This window comes from Streptosporangium sp. NPDC000095 (assembly GCF_042899335.1).
Lineage (GTDB): Bacteria > Actinomycetota > Actinomycetes > Streptosporangiales > Streptosporangiaceae > Streptosporangium.
In genome coordinates, this window is sequence record NZ_JBIAZS010000006.1 from 290010 (window position 1) to 311103 (window position 21094).

The following is a 21094-nucleotide window of genomic DNA, read 5'->3' on the forward strand; positions in this document are numbered from 1 at the left end:
GCCCACCTCCCGCGCGTGCCCGCGTGCGGCCTGCTCACGCCGGCCTTCCGCGTGACGGCGATCCGCGTGTCCCTGTGCGGGAGGTGACGAGCGATGTCCTCAGGCTCCCGGGGGGGGGGGGAGTTCCCCCGGGAGATCGTCATGTGCGCGCCCGGAGTGCCTCGGCTCGCAGGGAGCCCGAGGGTCTCTGCAGGGAGGTCAGCTTCCCAGCGAGGTGCAGGGACGCCCGCGCAGCTCCCTGACGTAGTCGTCGGGGGCACCCGCGCGCTCGGCGGCCTCGGCCAGGATGCCGAGGTAGCGGGCCGAGGGCAGCCCGCCCTCGTACCCGTCGAGCACGTAGAACCACGCCACGACCTCGCCCTCCATGGTCTGCACCCGGAGCTTGACCTTGTGATAGAGGCCGCGCGCCGCGCCCTCCCACTGGTCGAGGGAGCTCTCGTCCCACTCGGGCACGTCGTAGAGGACGACGAAGACCTGGTCGTCAGGGTCCTCGACGATGGAGGCGAGCGCGCCCTCCCAGCCGAGATCGTTCCCGCCGAAGGTCAGACGCCAGCCCTGGAGCCAGCCCGTCCCCCTGATCGGGGAGTGAGGGGCCCGCTGGGCCATCTGCTTCGGGTCCATGTTGCTGCCGTAAGCGGCGTAGACAGGCACGGAGACAAACACTAATCCAAGATCCGCGAGACGCTCACCCGGCTTCGAGGCCACGCCGATGACTGGTGGAATCTCGATGGTTTTGTGGTGGTTTCGTGGTTTGGGAGGGGTGCCCAGCGATGCCCGGTCCCGTCATGCGGGAGAATGGGCCATGTGACGAGGATAGTGATCATCGGTGGCGGTCCCGGCGGATACGAGGCGGCGCTGGTCGCCGCCCAGCTCGGAGCGCAGGTCACCGTGGTCGAACAGGACGGCCCCGGCGGGGCCTGCGTCCTCACCGACTGCGTGCCGTCCAAGACGCTGATCGCCACCTCGGTGCGCAAGCAGGCGCTCCTCGACGCCAGCATGCTGGGAGTCCACTACACCGGTGGCCCCGACGGCGACGTCGGCGGCGTCATCGCCGACATGCCACTGGTGAACAGGCGCGTCAAGGAGCTCGCCCGCGCCCAGTCCGCGGACATCGCCGCCCGGCTGGCCGCGGAGGGCGTCGAGGTGATCAAGGCCCCCGGGCGGCTGGTCGACCCGCAGGTGGTGAGGGCCGGAGACCGGACGATCCGCGCGGACGTCGTCATCGTGGCGACCGGCGCGACCCCGCGCATCCTCAACGGCGCCGAGCCCGACGGCGAGCGCATCCTCACCTGGCGCCAGCTGTACGACCTGGAGGAGCTGCCCGAACACCTCATCGTGGTCGGCTCCGGCGTCACCGGCGCGGAGTTCGCCGGGGCCTACCGCTCGCTGGGCTCGGAGGTCACGCTCGTCTCCTCCCGCGACCGCATGATGCCCAACGAGGACGCCGACGCCGCCGAGGTCCTCGAAGAGGTATACCGGCGCCGTGGCATGAACGTCATGGGCCGCTCCCGCGCCGAGTCCGTCAAGCGCACCCCGGACGGCGTGGTCGTCACCCTGGAGGACGGCAGGACCGCCGAGGGCAGCCACTGCCTGATGACGGTCGGCATGGTCCCCAATACCGCGGGGATCGGCCTTGAGGAGGCCGGGGTCACCCTTGACCGGGGCGGCTTCATCCAGGTCGACAAGGTCTCCCGCACCTCCGCGCCCGGCGTCTACGCGGCCGGAGACTGCACCGGTGTCCTGATGCTCGCCTCGGTCGCCGCCATGCAGGGCCGGATCGCCGTCTGGCACGCCCTCGGCGAGGCCGTGCACCCGCTCCGCCTCGCGACCGTGGCCTCCGCCATCTTCACCGACCCCGAGATCGCCGCCGTGGGCATCGCCGAGCGGGCGATCGAGAACGGTGAGATCGAGGCCAACATCGTCAAGCTGCCGCTCGCCACCAACGCCCGCGCCAAGATGCAGGGTTTCAACGACGGCTTCGTGAAGCTCTTCTGCCGCCCCAACACCGGCATCATCCTCGGCGGCGTCGTGGTCGCCCCCCGCGCCTCCGAGCTGATCCTCGGGGTCTCGGTCGCCGTGCAGCAGCGGCTGACCGTCGACCAGATCGCCCACACCTTCGCGGTCTACCCCTCCCTGTCCGGCTCCGTCACCGAGGCCGCCCGCCGCCTCATGCAGCCGATGACCCCCAGCGGCATCTGATCATGTACTTCGGATCCCGCTCCGTTTGTCCCGCCGGGCGGTGTCAGTGGACGCGGGGGCGGAGGCGGTCCAGGGCGGCTCTGCCGTCCTGGACGGCACGGGCCACGAAGTGCAGTTCCTCTTCGCGGCGGGCGACGAGAAGGGCCTGCTTGGCCGCCTCGTAGGCGTCGAGGGCGAGACGCCAGTCGCGGTCGGCGGTCATGCCGCCGCGCCCGCTCACCTGGAACTCGTAGTCGAGCTGGTCGATCTCCTCGCCCAGCCGGGTGATGTTCTCCTCCGCGCCGTTCCGCATCAGCACGAACCGGGCGTTGCGCCGGCTCCGCCGCTGGGCGCTGACACCCCAGGCCACCACGGTCAGCGCCAGGCCCACCGCGCTGAGCACGACCATGACGAGTCCGACGGACGGGCCGCCGCTCTGGATGGGGTCGTCCTGCGGGGCGTTCGTTTCCCTGGCTCCGAAGATGTCGAGGTCGGGCAGCGAGGTCGGGAGCGGGACGGTGAGACCGGTGGGGGTGCCCTTGGCGCCGGTGAGGTCGACGTCGTCGGCCTGGATGAAGGACGCGGCCTCGACCAGCGCGCCGGTGAAGTCGGCGCCGTCCAGCTCGGCCTGGGTGAACTCGACCTCGCGCACGTCGGCGTCCTTGAACGTCGCGTTGCGCAGGTTCGCCTGGCTCATCTTGGCCTCGCGGAGCTTGGCCCTGGTGAAGTCGGCCTTGCGCGCCTTGAGCTGACCGGGGGTGCTCTCCTCCAGGTCGGCGTCGACCAGCTTGGCGTTGGTGAAGTTGACCTGGGTCAGCTCGGCCCTGGTCAGCTTCGCCCCGGTCAGGTCCGCGTGCGGGAACTCCGCCTGTCCGGCCTCGGCGTCGACCAGGATCGCCTTGCGCAGGTCGGCGTGGTCGGCGTGCATCTGCCCCAGGTCGGCCTCGGTGAGGTTGGCGCCCCGCAGGTCGGCGTACTTCAGCGTGGCCTGGGTGAGGTTGGCCTGCCTGAGCGAGGCGCCGCGCAGGATCGCTCCGGTGAGGTCCTTCTGGATGAGTTCCACACCGTTCAGCTTCGCCCCGGTCAGATCGGCGCAGCGCAGGGTGACGGGAAGCTGGGCGCCCCTGGTGAAGTCCTTGCCGCGCAGGTTGACGCCCTGACCGGGCTTGCACGGCCCGGCCGCGGCCTGGGCTGGAGAGATGACTGTCCCCGAGAGCGCGAAGATCGCGACAATGAGAGCCAGGGGGATGGGACGACGCACGGGAGCCTCCTTCAAAGCAGCCCCGATCGTGGCAGCGGACCATTGCATCACGCTAGACACCCACTTGCACCTTTCGCGCCGGGGTTCGTGGACGACCTCCCGGCGGGGCTACCTCCGTCGCGTGACGGCAGGGCTCGCGCTTCTCGTTTTTCAGATGTTGAAGACATTTGGATTTTGTTAGTATCCTGATTTCTGTTGTTCTGGGAAAGGGGGTGGCGATGGTTCGGCTGATTCGGGGTGCGGTGTGCTCGGACCTCTCCGAGCAGGCCCGCACCGGCCGGCGGAGAGGAGCGTCGGCCCTCGCCGTACGGCGCCTCGGAGCCGTAGGAGGATCCGGTGCCCACACTCCGAGACCTGGGAGCTGACGATGGCGACTCGGCACCTGTACGTGATACGGCACGGCGCGGCGGACGCGTTCGGCACGTTGACCGACGTCGGGCAGCGGCAGTCCGAGCTGGTCGGGAAGCGCCTGGCCGCCCTGCCTGTCGACGTCGTTTGGCATTCGCCCCTTCCCCGGGCGGTGCGCTCCGCCCAGATCGTCGGCGAGCACCTGCCGGGCGTCGCCGTGCGCGAAGCGGCCGAGCTGATCGACCATGTGCCGTACGTGCCGGACGAGATGCCCCCCGCGTGGGCGGGGTTCTTCGACGGGTACGACGCGGAGGAGGCCGCCGCGGGCGCGGCCCTCGCGGACGCGCTGGTCGACAGGTTCGCGCGCCCGGCGGAGACCGAGACCCACGAGGTCCTGGTCACCCACGCCTATCCGGTGGCCTGGCTGCTGCGGCACGCCCTCGACGCGCCACCGGTGCGATGGCTGGGGCTGAACTGCGGAAACACGGCGCTGACGGCGATCGAGTATCGCGACGCCGTGGCGCCGACGGTGCTGTTGTACAACGACATGGGCCACCTCCCGCCCGACCTGCGCTGGACGGGATTCGGGCCGGGCACGCGACCCTGAGCATACGATCGACCAGGACCGTCCCGGACGCTCGACGGCGCGGGGCGAGCGAGGAGCATGCACGACCGCTCCGACGTGCCGGTTGCCCGGCGAGGCCGGACCGGAGCGGGCCAGGCCGGGTGCCGCGTCGGGCGGCCTGTGCCCGCAGAGGTCCGTGTGATACGTTCGGCGGCGCCGTGCGGCAATACGACCAAAGGAGGTGAGACCGATCAACGCTGTGACGACAGATCGGGGCTCCCTCCCTCGCATGGTCTAGGGAGCGCCCGACAAGGCACCCCCGAAAGGCTTCGAAACGCCATGCGCTTCAGCTTGACCTCTCAGACGTCGACCGACGGCGTCACCGAACAGTCCTTCACCCTCGGCGAGATCCCCGGCGTGTTGTTCACGCCGGAAGGCGCCACCGGAACCCGCCCGCTGATCCTGATGGGACACGGCGGCGGCCAGCACAGGAGAGCACCCGGCGTCCTGGCCGGCGCGTACCGGTTCGCCGCCGAGGGAGGTTTCGCCGTCGCCGCGATCGACGCTCCCAACCACGGCGAGCGGCGGAAAAGCGAACGGTTCCTCCGGTTCGCGGGCGACATGCGGGCCCGCATGGCCGCCGGCGAGGATCCGGCCGGGCTGGTCGCGGCCATGCACGACCTGCTGGCAGAGCAGGCCGTCGCCGACTGGCAGGCCGTTCTGACCGCGGTCCAGGAACTCGACCATGTGGGCGCGGGCCCGGTCGGCTACTGGGGGGTGTCGATGGGCTGTGGGCTCGGCGTGCCGCTCCTCGCCGTCGAGCCCCGGATCCGCGCCGCGGTGCTGGGCCTGCTCGGCGTGCACGGGCTGGCCGAGAGCGCCGCCCGGGTCACCGTGCCGGTGCAGTTCCTGCTCCAGTGGGACGACACGCGGGTTCCCAGGGACCAGGCGCTGGCGCTGTTCGACGCCCTGGGCTCGACCGAGAAGACGCTGCACGCCAACCCCGGCGACCACGGGGGAGTCCCCGAGTTCGAAACCGACACCGCGCTGCGCTTCTTCGCCCGGCACTTTGGATAGAACCGTTTGACGCGTTCCCCGGGCTCCTCACCCGGATGGATGACCGTTGATCCATGTGAGGGGCCCGGACGGGACCGGACTCCCAAGGCCGGTTCGTGCGGATACGGGAAGATGAGGCTTCACGCCCGCGCGGCGAGCGGTCACGTCGAAGAGTCACCGTCTCCCAATCGCGATCGACCCGTGCCCCCGTGACGGGACGCGTCGGTCTCTCGCCCACCCGAGGACCCAAGGTCCTGGCCGTGACGGAGTACGGCATGGGCGGCGCCGAGGCGTAGGGCCTCGTCGCGTTCCGAGTGGTCGCCCGACACCTCGTCGGCCCATTCGAGGAGCCGGCGCAGGTGGATGTCGGCCCCGGTCGTGACGACACCGGGACTGCCGAGGGCGACCTCACCGCCGGTCCCGTCGATGGTGACGAGGGTGCCCTCACCGACGGTGCGTCCACCGGCCCGCACCGAGGCGCCGGTGACGTCGACGGTGAGGTCGCCGATCCCCACCACAGCGGGCTTTCCCATCGATCGCGCGACGACCGCGGCGTGGCTGGCCGGCCCGCCGCGGGCGGTGACGATCCCGGCGGCGGCCGCCAGACCGTGCATGTCGTGCGGGGAGGTCTCCGGCCGTACCAGGATGACCGGGCCGTCCGCGGCCATGCGTACCGCTCCGTCCGAGGTGGTCGCCACCCTGCCGGCCGCGACACCGGGGCAGGCGCCGATTCCCCTGGCCAGGATGTCGGCGGTTCCCGCGATCCGGGGTGTGCGGACGTGCGGGAGATGCCGCGGTGAGATCCTGAGCAGCGCTTCGTGCCGCCCGATCACCCGCTCGTCGGCGAGGTCGGTCGCGACGCGGACGGCGGCACCCCCGGCGAACCTTCCCGGCCGGACCTGCAGAATCCACAGTTCCCCGGCCTGGAAGGTGAACTCGACATAGCACGCGTCGCGGTAGTGCCCCTCGACCCGGCGCAGCGCGTCCAGGAGGCCGGTCCACACCGCCGGTTCCCGGTCGGCGAGTTCGCGCAGGGGCCGGGTGAGTGAGCTGCCGGAGACGACGTCCTCACCCTGGTGCCCGAACAGGACCTCGCCGAACGGGACGTTCTCCCCGGTGTTGGGGTCGCGGCTGAACGCGACCCCGGTGCCGCTGTGGGCATCGCGGTTCCCGAAGACCATCGTCTGCACGATCACGGCCGTACCGAGGTCGTGCGGGATGTCGTGCAGCTCGCGGTAGGTTCTGGCGCGCGGCGTGTCCCACGACGAGAACACGGCCTCGACCGCCGACTCCAGTTGCCGCGCCGCGTCGTCCGGGATCGGCCGGCCCCACCGTCGCCGGATGAGATCCTCGACCGCCTCGATCCGTGCCTGCTCGTCGCCTGCCCCTCGTGCGAGGGCTCCGTCGTCCACGTTGACGATCGCGGCGGCGAAGCCGGCCAGGAACCGCAACCGTGAGTTCAGCGCGAACCGCGCGTCGCCCGTCTCGGACGCCAAGGCGGCCGTGGCCTCGGCCGTGAGGCCGAGGTTGAGGATCGTGTTCATCATGCCGGGCATCGACACCTCGGCCCCGGAGCGAACGGAGACCGCCAACGGCGTCCGTGATCCCCCGAAGCGACGCCCGGTGGAGGCTTCGAGATCGGCGACGGCCGCCGCGAGTTCGTCGTCGAGTCCGTCGGGAAGACGCCCGTCGCGCAGGAACGCGCGACACGCGTGGGTGGTGACGACGAACCCGGGAGGCACCGGCAACCCGAGACGCCTCAGGACCAGGAGACCGTGTGCCTTGCCGCCCAGCGTCTCCGCCGTCTCCTCGACACGCGGAGAGAGCGGGCGAACCCATCTCATACCCATCGGGGGATCCCGAGTGTGGCGTGCAGGTCCTCGTGAAGCTCCGCCCACACGATGTGGTACGACGAGAAGTCGTCGGCCACGTACGCCAACTCGCCGGCGGCGGCACGCTCGAGTGCCTCGGTGAGACGAACCCGGTAGCGGCCGAAGCGGGGCAACGCCGCGGACAGCCGGGCGCCGACGACGGCGGCACGCCGGTCGAAGTCGACGAACCGGGCGAGGACGCGGGCGTCGTAGGAGGCGTCGCGGTGGTCGTTGGCGGCCATGACACCGTCGACGGACCGGATCTGCCACGCCGTGCACAGTTCGAGCAGTTCCGGGTTGAGTACGAGGAAGTCGTCGAACGCCGCCTGCACGGCGGCACGGGCTCCGGCCGACTCCAACTCGGCGTTGAGGCGTTCGGCGTTCACGGCACGGCCGACGTCGGTGAGACTCCATCCGCCGAAGTCGCCGCCCGCATACGTGACGAGACCGGCGACCGCGAGATCGATCAGCTCGGACTCGACGTCGGATTCACCGAGCCCCGTGGTGCCGGCGAGGCGGGTGAGGCCGGAGGCGCCGCTGCAGCGCAGGGCGTGGAGCACCGACAGGCCGGTGTCGGTCGCGAAAGACTCCGATCGGGTCATGACGTGGGCCCCTTCGGCCGGGTGTCGTTCGAGGTGCCGGCGTTCGAGGCGCCGGAGGTCGAGACGTCGGAGGTCGAGGCCGCGTACGCGGCGCCTCGTCCGTGGGCTCGGGCGACGATCGCGCCGTTCCGGACGCGTACGGCGGACTCCGTCTCGTCGTCGAGGTCCGTCAGGCCGATCGCCGACGCCACCAAGGCGTCGTCGTCGAGGACGAGCCGGACACGCCGCCAGGCGTCGGGAGCGAAGACCCGCCGCAGGCAGCCGACGAGATCGGTGATCCTGAGCCGTACGAGGCGGCCCGTCTCGGCGGCGTCGTCCGTGACGACGATCACCGTCACCTGCTCGCCGGGCCGGGCGGAACGGACGGCCTCCTCGACGGCGGCGAGACGGCCGGCTCCCAGCACCGTGATCAGCCCGTCGGCGCCGAGGTCGACCCGACCCCCGCTGATCCGATCCGTGAGTTCGGTGGGCGGATCCCACGCGTCCTCGCACGGTCGCGCCGGAGTGACATAGGGAAGATACGGCGGCTCCCAGGTGTCGGTGAGCTCGATCCCGGCCAGATGCTCACACGCGCGTGCCAGGTCGAAGGGGTCGCCGAATCCCGGTGCGCTCTCGGCCAGGTGACCCGAACCGTCCAGTAGCGTCAGCGCCAGCTCGGCGAGCCGTACCCGCCGCACCGGCGTCGCGCGGGCCGGTTCGCACGACTCCAGGGCGAGGGCGAGCAGCAACGCCTCCACCCTGACGACCTGCGCCAGCACCGTGCGCCCCCGCTCGTCGTCGAGGACGCCGCCGAGCGAGCGCAGGTGCAGGCGCCCTCCGGAGGCCGTGTCGCCGACCAGAGGCAGCCGTTCGAGCCAGGTCCTGGCGAACGCGCCCAGCGCATCGGCCGTCGTCGGTGGGGGTGGCGGCGTCGGCGGCTCGTCCGCGGTGGGGTTCTCGACCATGTCGATCAGCACCGCGAGATACAGCGCACGCTTGCTCGGGAAGTTCGAGTAGACCGCCCCGCGGGTCAGGTCGGCCCGATCGGCGATCCGGTCGACCTTGGCCGCCGCGTAGCCGTGCTCGGTGAACTCCTCCCTCGCCGCCGTCAGCACGAACCTCCGGGTGCGCTCCTGCTGCTGCACCCGCGTCAGTCGAACCATCACCGTTCCTTTCTGCGAACCATCGGCATTAGGATACTCTCAAAATTCAGATGTTATAAACATCTGAATCGCGAGACGATCGAGATGAGGGATGGTGAAGGTGAGCGATCATGGGTTCGAGACCGAAGGGCTGACCAAGGCGTTCGGCAAGGTCACCGCGCTGGACGGTGTCGGTCTGGCCGCCCCGCGCGGGCAGGTGCTCGGCCTGCTGGGCCCCAACGGCGCGGGAAAGACCACCGTGATCCGCGTCCTCGCGACCCTGCTGCGCCCCGACAGCGGGCGCGCGTCCGTGGCCGGGTTCGACGTGGCACGCCGACCGGCGGAGGTGCGTCGCCGGATCGCGCTGTCGGGCCAGCACACCAGCGTGGACGAGGAGCTGACCGGCCTGGCGAACCTGGTCATGATCGGCCGGCTCCTCGACCTGTCCCGACCGCAGGCTCTCCTGCGCGCCACCGACCTGCTCGCCCGTTTCGGCCTGGAGGACGCGGCGAAAAGACCGGTGGCCGGCTACTCCGGTGGCATGCGCCGCCGCCTCGATCTCGCCGCGAGCATGGTCGGACACCCCAAGGTGGTCTTCCTCGACGAGCCCTCGGTGGGACTGGACCCCGGCAAACGCGACGAGCTGTGGCAGATGATCCGGGGCCTGAGCGCGGACGGCGTCACCGTCCTGCTCACCACCCAGTACCTCGAAGAGGCCGACGCCCTCGCCGACGCCATCGCCGTCATCGACCAGGGACGGGTCATCGCCTCCGGCACCCCCGCCGAGCTGAAACGAGAAGTCGGCGGGCACACCATCGCCGTGCGGCCGAACGACCCTGCCGACACCGACGTGGCCGCCCGCATCCTGGCCGACGTCGCGGGCCGGGCCCCGGAGCGCTCCAGCCGCCACGAGTTGGTCGTGCCCGTCACCGGTGACGGGGACTTCTTCGAGATCGCCGCCCGGCTGCGCGAACGCCGTATCGGCGTCTCCGAACTGTCGCTGCGCCTGCCCAGCCTCGACGAGGTCTTCCTCGCCCTGACCGGAACACCCGCCACCCCTGCCGCCTCCGCCGAAGAACCGACGAAAGCCGCCAGATGACCGCCACCGAACGATCGCGTACCGGAATACCTACCACCGCCGCCGACGAACCGACGAGGGCCGCCCGATGACCGCCACCGTGTCCAGCATCGAACCACCGCGCACCCGGCCCCTCGCCTGGCTACGGCACAGCTTCGTGCTCGCCGGCCGCAGCCTCGCCAAGACCACCCGCAACCCCGGCCCGATCGTCAACGGGGTCGTCACACCCGCCCTGTTCATGGTGCTCTTCCTCTATCTCTTCGGCGGCTCCGTGGCCGGCTCCACCGCCGACTACCTGCGGTACCTCTTCCCCGGCATCCTCGTCATGGGCGCCGGCCTCGCCGGGTTGGTCTCGACCGGCACCAACATCAACCTCGACCTCAAGAACGGCGTCACCGACCGGTTCCGCAGCCTGCCCATCAGCCGCCTCGCGCCCCTGCTCGGCTCGGTACTGGCCGACATCGTCCGCTATCTGCTCGCCGTCGCCATCCTCTTCGCCATCGGCACGCTCCTCGGCTTCCGCGCCCACGGTGGTCTCCCCGCGGTCCTCGCCGCCGCCGGCCTCGCCATCACCTTCGGCTTCTGCCTGAGCTGGGTCACCGTGTTCTTCGGCGTCCTCGTCAGGAGCGCCGACACCGTCCTCGCGATCAGCTTCATCAGTTTCCTGCCGTTGCAGCTCGGCACCAGCCTCGCCGCTCCCGTCGAGACCCTGCCCGGCTGGCTGCGAGCCTGGGCCGAGATCAACCCCGTCACCCACGCCATGGACGCCTGCCGCGCTCTCCTCAACGGCACCCCGGTCGGCGGCACCGTCACCACCACGCTCATCTGGTGCGCGGTCCTCTTCGTGGTGTTCTGCCCCCTCGCCATCCGCGCCTACAGCCGCCGGCAATGACCCCGGCGGTTTTCGTACGTGGCGGAGCGCGAGCCTCGGCCCGTCGGACCTCGGCCACCCACCGCTACGCGGGATCTCACCCGTGAGCAGCGGTGAGGGCGGCGCCCAGCCAGCCGGAGTCGGCGCCGAGTGCCGCGGGCGTGAAGGGAACGCGGGACGCGAAGGGCAGCCGGATGAGGTCACGGGCGATACGCACGGCCGGCTCGACGTAGCCGGGCGCGCCGGTGCCAAGCCCTCCGCCGATGACGACCACCTCGGGGTCGTACGACTGGACCAGTCCGGCGAGGTACGCGCCGAGGTGCCAGGCCGCGTGGTCCACGACGTCTCCGGCGGCGGGAACTCCGTCACGGGCGTCGTCCAGGACGGGTCTGGCGTCTCTCGCGCCCGGCCCCCGGTACGCCTCCGCCAGTGCGGGACCGGAGCAGATGTCTTCCACGGTGCCTGCCTCGCACGTCGACCAGGGGCAGCGTGCCGGAGGCGCGTACCCGCTGAAGAGCGCCCCGCCGTGTGCGCCGGTCAGTACTCGACCGTCGTGCACGAGCGAGTGCGACAGGCCGGTGCCGAGACTGACGAAGAGGGTTTCGTTCGCGCCGCGCCCGGCACCGAGCGACCATTCGGCCAGGGCGCCGCAGGCGGCGTCGTTCGCGGCGATGACGGAGCCGCCGTCCCGGAGCTCGCGGGGCATGTCGCCCAGGACGTCGGCGGGCGTCCAGCCGCGCCAGCCGATCCAGGAGGTGAGGTCGCGAAAGCGGCCGTCGCCGTCGACCGTAGTGGTGACGGAAAGGCCGACGGCCGCGATGGCGAAGGTGTCGCAGGCCCGGCGGAGCAGCGTGCGCACGGTGGCGGCGTTGACCTCGCCCGTGCCGCGGACGGTCGGCTCGACCCCTATCCGGGTACTGGTGCCGTCGGCGTGCAGAACGCCGACGGCGATCTTCGTGCCGCCGACGTCGACGCCCGCGATGGCTGTGGGCCGGCTCATGTCAGGTGCTCACGATCCGGGTGCCGGCGCTCTCGGCCGCGCGGGCCGTCTCGGTCGCGGCGCCCTGCTCATCGGTGACGACGATGTCGACGTCGTCCAGACCGCACACCTTCGCGTACGTCGTGACGCCGAACTTGCCGCCGTCGGCGACCAGGATGGTGCGGCGGGCGCTGGCCAGGGCGGAACGCTTGACGAACGCGTCGTCGGGGTTGTACTCGGTGACGCCGCTGACCGCGTCCAGGCCGCTCGCACTCATGATGTAGGTGTCGAAGTTGTACTCGGCGAACGCGCGCTGCGTCTCGGTGCCGTACAGCGTGTGCTCCACCGGTCTCACCACGCCGCCCGCGAGCAGGACGGTGAGGCCGGGGTCGTCGGCGAGTTCGGAGGCGATGCGCAGGTCCACGGTGAGGACGCGGATGTTGCGCCTTCCGAGGAGGGCGCGGGCGACGTTCGCGGTGGTGGACCCGGCATCGAGGATGATCGTCTCGCCCTCGCGGATCTGCTCGGCGGCGGCCTTGCCGATGTGTTGCTTGTTCTCGGCGTTACTGAGGATGCGCGCCTGATAGCGCGGCGAGTGGCTCTGCGAGACGATGGAGACGGCTCCGCCGTGAACACGGCTGAGCGCACCGGTCTGCTCCAGCGCCTCCAGGTCGCGGCGGATGGTCATCTCGGTCATGCCGCTCTCTCGGGCGATGTCGGAGATGCGGAGACGGCCGGTCCGCTGGATCACGTCCAGGATCAGGCGGTGCCGGTCGGACTTCTTCATCACGTTCCTCCGGTGAGTGATCGTGTTCAGCGTAGTGCCGGTCGGCGGGATGCGGGGGCAGCGCACGGTGGCTGTCCGATGACGGCGCGGGCGCGTCGAAGGTGCGCCCGCGCCGTCATCGGCCGGGTCAGCAGGGCACGTAGAACGACTGGGCGATGGCGGGATCGTCCATGTTGTCGCGGGTGGCGACGACGATGTCCGTGTCGACGGTCGGCTGCGTGGCCGAGCCCTTCGCCGCCGCCAGCGCCTGGTCCACCGCGGCGGCGCCGATCTTCGACGGCGCGGGCACGAGGAGTGCCTTGGCGATGCCGTCCTTGAGCAACCCGACCTGATACTCGCGGGCGCCTCCGGCCACCAGGGGGATCTTTCCGGCCTTCCCCGCCTCACGGAGGCCGGTGACCGCGCCTTCGGCGTCGCCGCCGTTGAAGGTCATCACACCTGCCAGCCCGGGGTGCCGGGCCAGCGCCGCGGCCACGATCGAGGCGGACTTGCCCGCGTCGCCCTGGCTGTACTGGATGACCGGCTCGATGTCGGGGTGTTCCGCCATCTCCTTGAGGAAGGCCTTGCGTCCCAGATCGTTGGTGGTGACGCCGGGCGGCGAGAAGATCGCCAGGACGGTTCCCTTGTCACCGACGGCCTTGGCGAGCTCCTGAGCACCGAGCGTCCCCATCTGCGTCCAGTTGGCGGATATCTGAGAGGACAGGAACGAGGTGTCGTCGAGCGTCGTGTCCACTGTGACGATCTTGGAGCCGTCCTGGTGCGCCTGCTGGAGCGGTGGAAAGAGAGCCTTGGAGTCGGTCGGCGCGATGATGATGGCGTCGGGCTTCTTCGCGGTGGCGCCGTTGACGATAGGCACCTGCTGCGAGGTGTCGAACGCCTTCGGCCCCAGCAGATCGAGCGCGACGCCCTTGGCCGCGGCCTCCTTTTTGGCCCCGCACATGAGCGACTGGTAGTAGGCGTCGCCGAGGTTGCCCACGATGAGGGACATGCTGGCGGAGGCGGTGGCCGTGGCCGTGTCGTTGGAGCGTTCCGCGGCGCCGCAGGCGGTGAGGCCCGCGATCACCGACGTGACGAGGGCGGCGTGTCCGAGGGCACGCAGGGACGGCTTCATGGGTTTCCTTCGAGGTATGGCCGTTCAGACGGAGCGGCTGCGGCGAATCTTGTCGAGGTAGACGGCGGCGATGAGGACGATGCCCACGGCGACCTGCTGCCAGTAGGGCGTCACGCCCGTGACGACGAACCCGTTCTGCAGCACCGTGGGGATGAAGACGCCGGCGACGGTGCCGACGATGGCGCCCGTTCCGCCGAACAGGCTGGTGCCGCCGAGGACGACGGCGGTGACGGCCTGGAGGTTGTCGGTGGCGTGCCCGGCGAGGGTGGTGGTGGCGAACCGGGCGAGCGACAGGAACCCGGCCAGGCCGGTGAGCCCGCCCGCGATGACGTACACCTTCACGAGGTGGATGTTGACGTTGATGGAGGCGCGTCGGGCGGCCTCCTCATTGGCGCCGATGGCGTAGGTGTGGCGGCCGAAGCGGGTGGCCTGCAGCAACACTCCGAAGACGATGGCGACGGCCGCGGCCGCCACCACGAGCCACGGCACTCCGAGCAGGCGCTGCGACCCGATGGCGGTGACCGAGGACGGCACGTCCTGCAGGTCGAACCCGCCCGTGATGATGTAGGAGAGCCCGAGCGCCGCACCGAGAGTGCCCAGTGTCGCGATGAAGGCCGGGATTCGCCCGTACGCGACGAGCACGCCGTGCAGCACACCCCAGGCCAGGCCGCTGGCGACCGCGACGACGCCACCAAGGACGGCCACCCCGGGGCCGTCGCCGCCGAACGCCTGCATGGCCTTGACCGACATCACTCCGGAGAACACCAGCACCGAGCCGGTCGAGAGGTCGATGCCTGCCGTGATCATCGGAAAGTTGATCGCGATGGAGAGGATGAGCAGGATCGAGGCGTCGGTGAGGATGGCCCGTGTGTTGCTCGCACCGGTGAACGAGACGGGCGCGATGGTCGCGAACACAGCGACGATCACGAACAGAATGATGAACGTGACCGTGCTCGGACGTAGCAGGAGGCCGGTCAGCCGAGCGCGCGGGGACTCCGTCCCGGTAGCCGGGGCCGCCGTGACGGCACTTGGGGGACTCATCTCATCTCCTCCTGGCGCGCGCCGGTGATGGCGGCGACCACTTCCTGGGTGTTTGTGACGCGGGCGTCAAGCCGGGCGACGCGCCGCCCGAGCCGCAGCACCTCGATCCGGTCGGCGACATCCAGCACGTCGGGGACGCTGTGGCTGATGAGGACGACCGCGATGCCCCGGTCACGCACCCGTTTGATGAGGTCGAGGACGTTCCTGGTCTGGGCCACGCCCAGCGCGGCCGTGGGCTCGTCCATGAAAACGACGCGGTTGGCCCACATGACGGCGCGGCAGACGGCGACCCCCTGACGCTGGCCGCCGGACATGCCACGGACCGTCTGCCCGCTTGGTGTGACCGTCACCGACAACTCGCTGAAGACCCGTGCGGCCTCGTTGCGCATGGCCTTCTTGTCGAGAAAGCCGAGGCGCCCGAGTAGTCCGGAGCGCATGTGTTCCCTTCCGAGGAACAGGTTGCTGGCCGCGTCGAGGGAGTCGGCGAGCGCGAGGTCCTGGTAGACGGTCTCGATCCCCAGGGCGCGAGCGGCGTCGGGACTTCGCAGCTCGACGGGCTCGCCGTCCATCAGGACTTCGCCGCTGGTCGGGGGCTGGACACCAGAAAGGATCTTGATGAGGGTGCTCTTGCCCGCGCCGTTGTCGCCCATCAGTGCGACCACTTCGCCCGCACCGACCGCGAAGTCGGCGCCGCGCAGCGCCTGCACGTGACCGAACGTCTTCGCGACGTTGCGTGCCTCAAGCAACGGCTCTGCCAGTGAGGATGTCATGGCGGAGAGGTTATGTTCATTCAAACATTTATGGCAAGAAGCGAACAGAAAAAATTTTGGATGTAACAGGAAGGTGATAAGTTGACCGCGTGAACTCCTCCTCCTCCGACATGACGCCTCCCTATGTGCGTGGCATCGCCCAACAGGTCCACACCCTCCGCGCCATCCTCGACGCTCCGATCCCCGACGACGTCGGCCGCCTGGTGCGCGACCGGCTGGCGCGCTACAACGGCATCGTGTTCACCGGCATGGGCTCGGGGCCGTTCGCGTCCTACCCGGCGTGGCTGCGGCTCGTATCGGCCGGCGTGCCCGCCTGGGTCGTCGAGACCGCCGAGCTGATCAACTACGCGCCCGGCCTGCTGACCCCCGACAAGCTGCTTGTGGTCGTCTCACAGTCGGGCGAGTCGGCGGAGGTGCTCGCCCTGCTCGACACGCTCGGTCCGAAGCGCCCCACGATCCTGGCGGTGGTGAACAACCTGAGCTCGCCGCTCGCCCGCGCCGCGGACGTCGTCTATCCCCTCCACGTAGGGGCCGCGCGCGAGGACACCGCCGGCACGGGGACGTACATCAACACGATCGTGGCCGGCGCGCGCCTGGTGGACGCCGCGCTCGGCGAAGATCATTCGGCGGACTTCGCGCCCGCTGTGTCCGAGGTGCGGCGGTACGTCGAGGCCCTCGACGATCACCTTGACATCGCCCGCCCGCTGGAGCTGGCCAGTCGCACATTCGTGGTGCTGGGCCGCGGCCCGTCGCTGGCGTCGGCGCGCACCGGGGCGCTGCTCGTGAAGGAGGCGGGCAAGGTGCACGCGGAGGCGCTGGCCGCCAGCGAGTTCCGTCACGGCCCGCTCGACCTGGTGGACGACCGCTTCACGGCCGTCATGCTGGCGGGGGCCCGGGCGACGGCGTCACTCAACCGGCGCATGGCGCAGGACATCCTCGACCGCGACGGGCAGGTGCTCTGGGTCGGGCCGGGAGAGGGGCCCGGGGTGAACCTCGCGGCCCCCGCCCTCACCGGTGCGGCCCGGCCGATCGCCGAGATCTTGCCGCTGCAGATGCTGAGCGTTGCGAGTGCCCTGGACAACGGGCTGCAGCCGGGCGCGTTCCGCCATGCCAGCCGCGTGACCCGCGTCCTGTGAAACCAGCACGTCAACGACGACCCTAAGGCTCTTACCGCCGTGCCTACGGCAGAGGCGAGTCGCGGAGGACGGTGCATGACCTCTGCCTGGCGTACTCCGGCTTTTACCCATAACCCATGCGACGTGCTGACTTGTTAGGCAAAACAGAGAAGATCATGTTCGAGGGCGAACGGAGGCACATGATCAGTCTCAAGCATGGAATGGGCTCCCTTTTGGTGGCGGCCGCAGTGGTCGCGGGCATCGGGGCGGCCGCGGCCCCGGCGGGCGCGGTCGCCGGGGCAGCGACCGCCCTCGGCTGGGAATACGTCGCGACGTATCCCGGCACCTCTGCCGGTGCGTCCAAATGCCGGGCCGACGGCAAGCTGTGGGGTGGCTCCTACGAATGCCGCTACTACGCAAAGGGCTGGAACGGTAACCCGAAGTACGAGCTCTGGATCCTTAAGTAGCGGAACGGGTGCCCATCCGTGCGTGGATGGGCACCCGCTCTGTGGTTCCGCCTTCTGCGCCGAAGGACGCAGGTGGATGGACTGGAACGCGGAGAGCGGTACGCCGTCACACGCGACAGGTGAACGTCGGCCTGGCTAGTCCGCTACGAAGGGTGACTGTCACCCGATTTATCCATCACATTGGAGGCGTGATGTCTCCTCCGCTGTCGGTCGACATCGCCGTGACGATACTCGATGAATACCTGAACAGGCCAAGACAATCGACCCGACATATGACGCCGACTCGCTGGATGGCGGGGTGGGACCAAGCGTCCGAGAGCTTCGTGTGAAGATGTCGATATCTGATCGAGAGTAGTACTGCCCTCGCAGATACCGTTCGGGACCGGTATGGTTAGGCGTTCTTCCGTCACAAGACGGTTTTGGCAACGTTGAATCGCTCCCATTAGCAGCGCATACAGCGCGAGAATGCCGGAAGAGATGGTCCCGACCAGCACTAATTTCTGGAGTTCTTGCTCCGGTGTCATTATCCTCTGCAGGAACCACGAGACCAGCAGGACCAGCAGGAGTGAACAGGCCACGGCGGCGCATCTCCGATACCGACGGCGCGCCGGCCGGTCGACATCGAAAAGTTCGGTCAACCGCCACAGGTGGAGGACCAGAACAACGATGGGTGCGGCGACGACCAAGGCCCAAGCTGTTACCTGGAGAAGCTCGGGCATCCTCTTCCATACGAAGCGGATCGGAATATAGATCAGTGTGGCGATGGCGAATGCCCCAACTGCCAGCAGGGGCCGGCCACCACGTGGAAGGCGTTCGTCGCGGATGGCTGCCGCGGCACGTAATCGGTCTGCGGTCAGGGCGAAGCGATAGAAGGTGACCGCCCCCAGCAGTGGATACAGCCAGAGGGCTGTGAAGATCAGAAACGGCAGGGCCACGGCTTCGGTGATGGGCCGGGACTCCACATAGCGGCCGGTGCCTTTCGCGACGCCGGCCGCAGGTGGTGTCCGGTCCTGGTCTTGGCGGCCACGCCAAACCGACCACAGCCACACCGCACGTAGCCCGGCCAAACCTGCGAGCCACAGGGCCCACCACCGGATGGTCACCGGGACAGCCGCACTCCACGCCAGAGCTATCGCCGCTACTGTCAGGCAGGCGATCGGGAAGATCAGGACCACAAGATCGAGCGGGAACTCCCGGGGGGGTCGGTAACCGAGATCGGTGAAGACCTTCCGCTCCTGCTGGTAGGCCCCGACCGACTTGGTGACGTGCCAGCTACTCGCCGACTCACGAATGTCGTGGTCGTCCTGATCGGAGAGGTTGAGGATCTGACGCTTGAGCCGAAACGCCGGAACGAACGGCCGGGTCAGCACGTAGCAACCGATCAACAGGATCGCCAGGGATGCCAGCAGGCCGGTAATTCCCAGTTCGAAGGCCTTGGTGATGATCTTCTCGGCATCGGCCGACCGCGAACCGACGGCAAAGTACGCGAGCATCGCCGCCAGGAGCTCTTTGATCTTCCTCCCCTCCGAGGTCCAGCGACTGGCCGCCTCGATCAGCACCGCGGTGAGGAACAGTGCCGGCACCGCGAAACCGACCACCATCCACCTGTGTCGTCCGATCGGCAGGGACTCGCGGTATCGCACGCATGTGTCGCGGTCTTCTGTCGGCCTGGGCGAGGACGTGTCGAGAGCCTCTCGAGCCGTGTAACGATGCCCGAGCGCGGAGAGGGATTGATCGATATGTCGAATAATCAGCGTCCGCGTACCCAAGGTCAGCCGCGGCAACCGGGAAAACGGTCGGAGGAGCCGCCACCGGGAAGGACGACAGGGCAGCCACTCGATCAACGGCAACAAGGTCGCCTGCAGCATCGCCCGATCGTAGAACTCAAGGAGTCGGTGCACCTCGTTGTCGGGAATTTTCTGAGATACGGGGATGGGTTTTCGCATCCGTCCCCCTTCCCCTCCACTCACGCGGGAGGCGAGGCGTACCTTGCCGCAGTCAGCGAAGCCGTATACGACGCCGAGGAGGCAGGGTCCCCGTGTTTCCGGCGGCCGACCTGGCTGTCTTCCCTACTGCCACCGTGCATACTGTGGCGATTCATCGGCTAGGGGATTTGGCTCCGGCCGGTTCTAACCCTTCGCAAATCTGCTGCCCGCCAGACAAAGGCCGTCCCAGCCCTCCTTGACGGGCGATAGACCTCGGGGGTCACTGTTGAGGAGCCGGTCGACCTTCGTGACCTTGAGCGGTGGCTTGTCCACGGGGTCCGGGAAGGATGAGGTTGCCGTCGGTGATCAGTAGGAAACGTTCCAAGCCAGGCACGATCACGTGTACGGCGGTGATAGCGCCTGGAAGTCTGGCCACTGTGCGATGGTAGGGCGGATAGCCGTGCGCGGTCAGGGTGGCTATCAGCCGGTGCAACTGCGCATGGGGCTGATCGGGCGTCCCGCCGACCGAGGTGAAGGGGATCGTGCGGGCGCCGCGCAGGTGATCGGTGAGGTCGAACCGCCCGCACGCGTGCAGGGCGGGATAGGGGGCGAGCCCCGCGAGTTCACCGCGCAGTGGGGCGTCGGACCACGACGAGGTTTCCCCCAAGGTGGTCTGAAGCAGTTCGGTGAGGGCGCGCCAGGCGGCATAGACGGGGCTGAGTGAGGTGCCGGCGCCGCGCCGGTGTGGGTGGTGCGGGGTGGGGGCGGTGTAGGCGAGCATGGTGGGCACCCCGAAGTCGCTGGTGATGTCCAGCAGATACACCGGAGAGTCGGCGAGCCGCTCGGCTGCCGAGTACGCGTGCGCCGGTTCGGCCGGGAGAGTGGCCGGATCGATCACGGTGGGCCGGAAGTCGGCGGTGCACAGGAACGACCGCACCAGAAGTAGGGACAAGGCGTCGCGTTCGATGGTCTCGTTGAGGGCGTGCAGCAGCGCTTCGTCTTCGGTGACGCCGACCGCCGAGCCGCTGTTGCAGCTGTAGCGCATCAGATGGCGGTAGTCGTAGGTATCCGCGATCTGTTCGCGCAGCCGACCGGCGTGGGTCTCGACATACCAGGGGGCCGACAAGAACAGCGGCACCAGCGTCTCCTGCCCTCCTCCCAGGGGGTGATAGCGATGGCAGGCCAGCTGTCGGCCGGGTGTCTGGGCCAGTAGCATGCCGCAGGCCTCGTTCCGCAGCGGCCCGGCCGCTATCTGAGTGGATTCAGCCGGCTCCACGGCTGTGGGGTCGAACAGGGCCGGGCCGGTGAGGTAGTGCTCGAGCGCCTCGTACAGCGCTCCCACGCGTGCCTCCTCACGCCGGCCCTTGCCCATCCCCTGAGCCATCGGCGGCATGACTCCGCCGTCGGTGAGCATTCGGCACGACCAGGCGGTTGGATCTCCGCCCTGGCCCAGATCGATGAGCTCCGGCTCCAAGCCCAATTCCGCCAGCGCGACCATCACCCGCCTCATGGCCTCCGGCAGTGGCACCGTGCGCTCCCTCTCGAATGGTGGAGCACATGTACGCTCTGCTTTCGGCTCCATTTCCTTGCCGTCTTCTGTCGCCGGTTAATTCAGGCAACAGACGGTAGGTGCGGGAGAGGCCGTCCCGTGCCCTTTGTTTGGTTTCCGCATCTACTCACCGTCGACCTTCGCCGTGCGAAGCAGTTCTTTCAGCTGCTCACGTTCGGCTTCGGTCAGTTCCTGGCGGCTTCTGTCCAACGACTCGGATTTCATGTAGTCCGCACCGTGGCCCATGAGGCTCACCATCCCTTCACGCAAGTGCGCTCATGGTGCCCGGAAACGGGTCCAGCGAACACCATGGATGGCGCATGCGTTGCAAAAGATCCTAAAATCTCCCATTTGTAGATGATAGATACATGCCTCCTCATCTCTCCGAAGAGTTTCATC

At 69.2% G+C, this 21094-nt stretch carries 20 protein-coding genes; 7 read left to right on the forward strand and 13 right to left on the reverse strand.

Annotated features, from left to right (window positions below; all coding sequences use genetic code 11):
- Window positions 1-198: 198 nt before the first annotated feature.
- Complete coding sequence (locus ACFY3V_RS16600) at window positions 199-651, reverse strand: gamma-glutamylcyclotransferase (protein WP_350943474.1); 453 nt, start codon at window positions 649-651, stop codon at window positions 199-201.
- Window positions 652-804: 153 nt separating this feature from the next.
- On the opposite strand from ACFY3V_RS16600, the gene ACFY3V_RS16605 reads away from it, so the two are divergent.
- Window positions 805-2199: an NAD(P)H-quinone dehydrogenase gene (locus ACFY3V_RS16605; protein WP_362920193.1), complete on the forward strand. Its 1395-nt coding sequence runs from the start codon at window positions 805-807 to the stop codon at window positions 2197-2199.
- A 43-nt stretch (window positions 2200-2242) separates the two neighbouring features.
- Here ACFY3V_RS16605 and ACFY3V_RS16610 read toward each other — a convergent pair whose 3' ends face one another.
- Complete coding sequence (locus tag ACFY3V_RS16610) at window positions 2243-3439, reverse strand: pentapeptide repeat-containing protein (RefSeq protein WP_362896217.1); 1197 nt, start codon at window positions 3437-3439, stop codon at window positions 2243-2245.
- Between the two features lie 367 nt (window positions 3440-3806).
- Here ACFY3V_RS16610 and ACFY3V_RS16615 point away from each other — a divergent pair, with 367 nt between their 5' ends.
- Both ACFY3V_RS16615 and ACFY3V_RS16620 read left to right on the forward strand, forming a co-directional pair.
- Window positions 3807-4394, forward strand: a complete 588-nt coding sequence (locus ACFY3V_RS16615) for a histidine phosphatase family protein (RefSeq protein ID WP_389774043.1) — start codon at window positions 3807-3809, stop codon at window positions 4392-4394.
- A gap of 309 nt (window positions 4395-4703) precedes the next feature.
- On the forward strand, window positions 4704-5429 hold the full coding sequence (locus ACFY3V_RS16620) for an alpha/beta hydrolase (RefSeq protein WP_389774045.1): 726 nt from the start codon (window positions 4704-4706) through the stop codon (window positions 5427-5429).
- 140 nt (window positions 5430-5569) lie between these two features.
- Here the strand turns inward: ACFY3V_RS16620 and ACFY3V_RS16625 are convergent, their stop codons facing one another.
- The 3 genes from ACFY3V_RS16625 to ACFY3V_RS16635 are packed head-to-tail and all read right to left on the reverse strand — an operon-like array spanning window position 5570 to window position 9023.
- The gene (locus tag ACFY3V_RS16625; protein ID WP_389774048.1) at window positions 5570-7252 is read right to left on the reverse strand and encodes a pyruvate, phosphate dikinase; all 1683 of its coding nucleotides are present in this window, start codon (window positions 7250-7252) and stop codon (window positions 5570-5572) included.
- A complete protein-coding gene (locus ACFY3V_RS16630) occupies window positions 7249-7881 on the reverse strand; it encodes a transcriptional regulator (RefSeq protein WP_362896225.1) in 633 nt (210 codons plus the stop codon). Before ACFY3V_RS16630 ends, ACFY3V_RS16625 begins: the two co-directional genes overlap by 4 nt.
- On the reverse strand, window positions 7878-9023 hold the full coding sequence (locus ACFY3V_RS16635) for a TetR/AcrR family transcriptional regulator (RefSeq protein WP_389774051.1): 1146 nt from the start codon (window positions 9021-9023) through the stop codon (window positions 7878-7880). Before ACFY3V_RS16635 ends, ACFY3V_RS16630 begins: the two co-directional genes overlap by 4 nt.
- A 100-nt stretch (window positions 9024-9123) precedes the next feature.
- Here ACFY3V_RS16635 and ACFY3V_RS16640 point away from each other — a divergent pair, with 100 nt between their 5' ends.
- Both ACFY3V_RS16640 and ACFY3V_RS16645 read left to right on the forward strand, forming a co-directional pair.
- Window positions 9124-10101 carry an ATP-binding cassette domain-containing protein gene (locus ACFY3V_RS16640; RefSeq protein WP_389774054.1) on the forward strand — a complete coding sequence of 326 codons (978 nt, stop codon included), beginning with the start codon at window positions 9124-9126 and terminating at the stop codon, window positions 10099-10101.
- A 67-nt stretch (window positions 10102-10168) separates the two neighbouring features.
- The gene (locus tag ACFY3V_RS16645) at window positions 10169-10972 is read left to right on the forward strand and encodes an ABC transporter permease (protein ID WP_362896231.1); all 804 of its coding nucleotides are present in this window, start codon (window positions 10169-10171) and stop codon (window positions 10970-10972) included.
- 76 nt (window positions 10973-11048) lie between these two features.
- Here the strand turns inward: ACFY3V_RS16645 and ACFY3V_RS16650 are convergent, their stop codons facing one another.
- The 5 genes from ACFY3V_RS16650 to ACFY3V_RS16670 all read right to left on the reverse strand — a co-directional run bounded on the left by ACFY3V_RS16650 (window position 11049) and on the right by ACFY3V_RS16670 (window position 15627).
- Window positions 11049-11951 (reverse strand): ROK family protein, encoded by a 903-nt coding sequence (locus tag ACFY3V_RS16650; RefSeq protein WP_389774058.1) that lies wholly within the window; start codon window positions 11949-11951, stop codon window positions 11049-11051.
- Window position 11952: 1 nt separating this feature from the next.
- Window positions 11953-12717 carry a DeoR/GlpR family DNA-binding transcription regulator gene (locus tag ACFY3V_RS16655; protein WP_362896235.1) on the reverse strand — a complete coding sequence of 255 codons (765 nt, stop codon included), beginning with the start codon at window positions 12715-12717 and terminating at the stop codon, window positions 11953-11955.
- 127 nt (window positions 12718-12844) lie between these two features.
- Entirely contained in the window at window positions 12845-13828 is a 984-nt protein-coding gene (locus ACFY3V_RS16660; RefSeq protein ID WP_362896237.1) for an ABC transporter substrate-binding protein, read from the reverse strand.
- A 24-nt stretch (window positions 13829-13852) separates the two neighbouring features.
- A complete protein-coding gene (locus ACFY3V_RS16665; RefSeq protein ID WP_389774063.1) occupies window positions 13853-14755 on the reverse strand; it encodes an ABC transporter permease in 903 nt (300 codons plus the stop codon).
- 110 nt (window positions 14756-14865) lie between these two features.
- Window positions 14866-15627 (reverse strand): ATP-binding cassette domain-containing protein, encoded by a 762-nt coding sequence (locus ACFY3V_RS16670; RefSeq protein ID WP_389774245.1) that lies wholly within the window; start codon window positions 15625-15627, stop codon window positions 14866-14868.
- Window positions 15628-15728: 101 nt separating this feature from the next.
- Here ACFY3V_RS16670 and ACFY3V_RS16675 point away from each other — a divergent pair, with 101 nt between their 5' ends.
- Both ACFY3V_RS16675 and ACFY3V_RS16680 read left to right on the forward strand, forming a co-directional pair.
- Window positions 15729-16775 (forward strand): SIS domain-containing protein, encoded by a 1047-nt coding sequence (locus ACFY3V_RS16675; RefSeq protein WP_389774066.1) that lies wholly within the window; start codon window positions 15729-15731, stop codon window positions 16773-16775.
- A 116-nt stretch (window positions 16776-16891) separates the two neighbouring features.
- Window positions 16892-17221 (forward strand): hypothetical protein, encoded by a 330-nt coding sequence (locus ACFY3V_RS16680; protein WP_389774069.1) that lies wholly within the window; start codon window positions 16892-16894, stop codon window positions 17219-17221.
- Window positions 17222-17364: 143 nt separating this feature from the next.
- On the opposite strand, the gene ACFY3V_RS16685 is transcribed toward ACFY3V_RS16680, so the two are convergent.
- The 3 genes from ACFY3V_RS16685 to ACFY3V_RS16695 form a co-directional block, all read right to left on the reverse strand.
- The gene (locus tag ACFY3V_RS16685; protein ID WP_362896247.1) at window positions 17365-19167 is read right to left on the reverse strand and encodes a hypothetical protein; all 1803 of its coding nucleotides are present in this window, start codon (window positions 19165-19167) and stop codon (window positions 17365-17367) included.
- A 259-nt stretch (window positions 19168-19426) separates the two neighbouring features.
- On the reverse strand, window positions 19427-20674 hold the full coding sequence (locus tag ACFY3V_RS16690; protein WP_362896249.1) for a YcaO-like family protein: 1248 nt from the start codon (window positions 20672-20674) through the stop codon (window positions 19427-19429).
- Between the two features lie 144 nt (window positions 20675-20818).
- Window positions 20819-20965 (reverse strand): hypothetical protein, encoded by a 147-nt coding sequence (locus ACFY3V_RS16695; protein ID WP_362896251.1) that lies wholly within the window; start codon window positions 20963-20965, stop codon window positions 20819-20821.
- Between the last annotated feature and the right edge of the window lie 129 nt (window positions 20966-21094).